Here is a 3,854-nt window from a genome sequence, read left to right on the forward strand (position 1 = left end):
CTTCCCACACTTCCCACACTTCCCACACTTCCCACACTTCCCACACTTCCCACACTTCCCACACCTCTCACACTCCCCACACTTCCCTGTTGTATTAGTCGTTGACTAACCAGATTTTGTTCTTAAGGAGTGAGTACCAATAACCATTCTTGCTTTTCGGTGTTCCATTCCGGTACAGAAGTTTCCCCCACCACGTAGGGACCCCAGTAACGGCGAGAACCGTCTTGAGCGAAGGCGACAATAATGTCACCTGTTTCTAACTTGAGGTTTCCATGAGGTAGGGACAAAATCAACCCCTGGTTACTACCTTCTTGGGGATCAAAATCCCAATGTGCGGGAACATCATGATGACTTTTTTGATTACCAGCATCTTTTTCCTGGGGTTGTCGTGCGAGTAAAGCTAGGCGTACAGGTTGATTTGTTTGATTACTCATGCGTAAATTCCCTTGATTATTCCCCTGGATAGTGGAATCTTGACGAGTGATCAAGGTGTGAGTATCATTTATACCAATTTTATTGGTTTGGGTAGTAGAAGTAACTGGGGAATCGGGAACTGGTGCTGGGTTAACATCTGGTTCTAAGGTATCAAAGGATGTTTCTGGTTCTACTGACTCAAAAGACACACTGATGTCCCAACATCCCACCATAATTCCCAATAGTCCTAAAACACAAACGGCAATAGCAATATTGCGATAGAAGGTATTTTTCATAAGTTTTAGCAATAATATTTTGTCTAGGCTTGAGCAAATATTAGCCTACAATTTCGGCTTCTGTAGGAGATGAGGAGAGGGAAAAAGTTGGTTGTCTTATACTGAGATTTGAACGGTATACCACAGGCTACACTGGACACAGAGGCATAAGAGTTTGAGAGAGTTTTGGCGTAAATCCTGGGGATGCAAAAATTCCCCACCCAGTTCACACACTGCATTTTACTTTCCACTTTCCACCTAGATTCATGCAAAATACTCGTCTGACTAACTTATTTGAGGCCATTGCTAGTCGTTTGGGACAATGGTTTTTAAATCCTTGGCGCAGGTTATCGTTATTGTTGATTAATTTCTTTTTTGGGTTTTTTCTGGGGACAGCAATTTCTACTATAGCTGGACAAAGGGGTATTTCAGATATTCTCATCGCTGCTGTGCTAGTGGTGCTGACGGAGGTAACTAGCAGAATATTTTATAGTCAAAGTTTTTTCTCTAGGCGATCGCTCTTGGTAGAATCCCTAAATATTCTCAAAGTTGGTTTTATTTATAGTATGTTTGTCGAAGCCTTTAAATTGGGTTCTTAATCATGGATTTTGGGGCTAGTGATCTAGATTTATTCCATAGTGTCTTACCAAATTTTGAGCAATTCTGCCACACTCATCTGGGTAAACCACCCGCAGAAATGTTGGCGGTGCTGCGAGATTTATGGATACCACTCAGTATAAAGTTAGCTTCCCATCGCCAAGAATTGGGCAGGCCTCTGATTCAAGGGATTTTGGGTGGACAAGGTACTGGTAAAACTACAATGTGCCGAGTTCTGAGTTTTATTCTTCAGGAATTGGGTTATCGGACTCTGAATTTATCCTTAGATGATTTGTATAAAACTTACAGCGATCGCTTGATTTTGACTCAGGAAGATCCCCGGTTGATTTGGCGGGGTCCACCAGGAACCCATGATCTAGATTTAGGCTTAAAAGTGCTAGATCAAATTCGTCAGGGGGAAAGCCCTGTCATTGTTCCCCGGTTTGATAAATCTGCATATAATGGGGCGGGCGATCGCACTACCCCAGAAATGGTGACAAATATTGATATCGTCCTCTTTGAAGGTTGGTTTGTGGGTGTAAAACCGATTAATCCTGATATATTTGACACAGCACCACCACCAATTCTGACAGCAGAGGATCGGGTATTTGCTCGTGAAATGAATCAGCAACTCCAGAATTATCTGCCACTGTGGGACAGATTAGATAGTTTAATGGTTTTATATCCCACTGATTACCGTTGTTCTCTAACGTGGCGTAAACAAGCAGAACAACAAATGATCGCTAGAGGGAAAGGGGGGATGTCGGATGCACAGATTGAGGATTTTGTCAACTATTTTTGGCGATCGCTACACCCAGAATTATTTATTCCGCCCTTGGTGAAATCGCCGACAACAGTTGATGTAGTGATTGGAATTAATCCTGATCATAGTATGTACCTGCGCGGCTAAATTCTACGCGATCGCGCCCGGATGTTTTGGCTCGATATAATTGCCGATCAGCCAATACAATAATTTCTTGGTAGTGAAAATTAGGTTGAGGAATCATCGTAGCTACCCCAGCACTAATAGTCACAAAAGAACTCACCGGAGAACAATTGTGGGGAATAGCTAATTTCCTCACCGCAGAGCAAATATTCTCCGCCACCGTCACAGCCCCTGGTGTATCAGTATTAGGTAGAATGATCGCCAATTCTTCCCCACCATACCGAGCCACTAAATCACTAGAACGTTGCACAGTATTTTGAATAGATGTCGCCACTGCTTGCAGACAGCGATCGCCCAATTGATGCCCATAATTATCATTGTACAATTTGAAAAAATCAACATCAGCCATAATCAAAGAAATTGGCATTTTTTCCCCGATCAAACGCTTCCATTCTTGGGCAAAATATTCTTCAAACCTGCGGCGATTAGCCACCTGAGTTAATTGATCAATAGTCACCAACTTTTGCAATTCTTGATTAGCAAACTCCAAATTTTTCTGCACCTGAGATTCAGAAATTAAACGTTTGACTCGTTGACGCAAAACCGGCCAATGAATTGGCTTAGTCACAAAATCAATTGCACCCACAGCAAAAGCCCGATCAACAGACTCCTGATCATCCAACCCTGTAATCATTAAAATTGGGATATCCTGACTAAAATCAGCAGAGTGTAACCGAGTACAACACTCAAATCCATCCATATCTGGCATAATTGCATCCAGCAGGATAATATCCGGGTGTGTTTTCTCACAGATATTTAAAGCTTCTCTACCATTACAAGCTTCTGCAATTTGATACCCTTCCCGTTCTAGAGCCAGTCGCAGCTGCATCCTGCTAAATGCTTCATCATCGACAATGAGAATTAAAGATTGGTTTTTGGCAAAAGTAGTAATCAATGACGCTCCCCATCTAGTTCTCTTTCTAAAACCAGTTTGACTGACTCATATTCCTGATAAAGTTCTGAGCAGATGTCCTCAAAATTTGCTAAATCACCACTTTTTCCTTTTGCTTCTAGCTGTTGGCAGATTTGGGATAAAGTTATAGCACCCATAGAAGCACTACTAGACTTGAGAGTATGAGCAGCCTGCCATAAACCCTCAGCATCTTTGACAGCCTGGGATGTTTTGATATTTTGAATACATTTAGGAGTGACTGTCAAATAACAATTAACTAGTTGCTTAAAAGCCGCCTCATCTCCTGACATCATATCTCGTAGAGAATTGAGAATCTCAGTATCAATTATAGTCTGTTCTTTCTTGCCTTTTGTATCAATTAATAGAGGAATATTTCGAGGTTGACATTTACTAAGTGCTAAAGCCAAATTTTCCAGTTTGATCGGTTTGGCAATGTAGTCATTCATACCCACCCCCAGACAAACTTCGCGATCGCCCCGCATCGCATTAGCCGTCATAGCGATAATATAAGGACGAGAACTCACAGGATATTGCTGACAAATGATTTGAGTGGCTTCTAGTCCATCCATCTCCGGCATTTGCACATCCATTAACACCACATCATAGAACTGAACTTGCAAAGCCTGAATCACCTCTTTACCATTGGCTACCACAAATTTAAGATTAGATTATTGGGAAAAGGTCAAACATATAGAGCCAGAAAATTTAG

Annotated in this window: 5 protein-coding genes; 2 read left to right on the forward strand and 3 right to left on the reverse strand. The window is 41.8% G+C overall.

What is annotated here, in order from left to right; all coding sequences use genetic code 11:
- Nucleotides 1-122: 122 nt before the first annotated feature.
- A complete protein-coding gene (locus ACM0OP_RS23790) occupies nt 123-710 on the reverse strand; it encodes a hypothetical protein (protein ID WP_414530879.1) in 588 nt (195 codons plus the stop codon).
- 245 nt (nt 711-955) lie between these two features.
- On the opposite strand from ACM0OP_RS23790, the gene ACM0OP_RS23795 reads away from it, so the two are divergent.
- Nucleotides 956-1,288, forward strand: coding sequence for a DUF565 domain-containing protein (locus tag ACM0OP_RS23795; protein WP_414530880.1), 333 nt, complete (start codon nt 956-958; stop codon nt 1,286-1,288).
- Between the two features lie 2 nt (nt 1,289-1,290).
- A complete protein-coding gene (locus ACM0OP_RS23800; protein ID WP_414530881.1) occupies nt 1,291-2,196 on the forward strand; it encodes a glycerate kinase in 906 nt (301 codons plus the stop codon).
- On the opposite strand, the gene ACM0OP_RS23805 is transcribed toward ACM0OP_RS23800, so the two are convergent.
- Together ACM0OP_RS23805 and ACM0OP_RS23810 are read right to left on the reverse strand one after the other, a co-directional pair.
- Complete coding sequence (locus ACM0OP_RS23805) at nt 2,162-3,127, reverse strand: diguanylate cyclase domain-containing protein (RefSeq protein ID WP_414530882.1); 966 nt, start codon at nt 3,125-3,127, stop codon at nt 2,162-2,164. The genes ACM0OP_RS23800 and ACM0OP_RS23805 overlap by 35 nt on opposite strands.
- Nucleotides 3,124-3,798: a response regulator gene (locus ACM0OP_RS23810; protein ID WP_414530883.1), complete on the reverse strand. Its 675-nt coding sequence runs from the start codon at nt 3,796-3,798 to the stop codon at nt 3,124-3,126. The genes ACM0OP_RS23805 and ACM0OP_RS23810 overlap by 4 nt, the downstream gene beginning before the upstream one ends.
- Nucleotides 3,799-3,854 lie beyond the last annotated feature (56 nt).

The organism is Nodularia chucula CCY0103 (assembly GCF_963923915.1).
GTDB lineage: Bacteria > Cyanobacteriota > Cyanobacteriia > Cyanobacteriales > Nostocaceae > Nodularia > Nodularia chucula.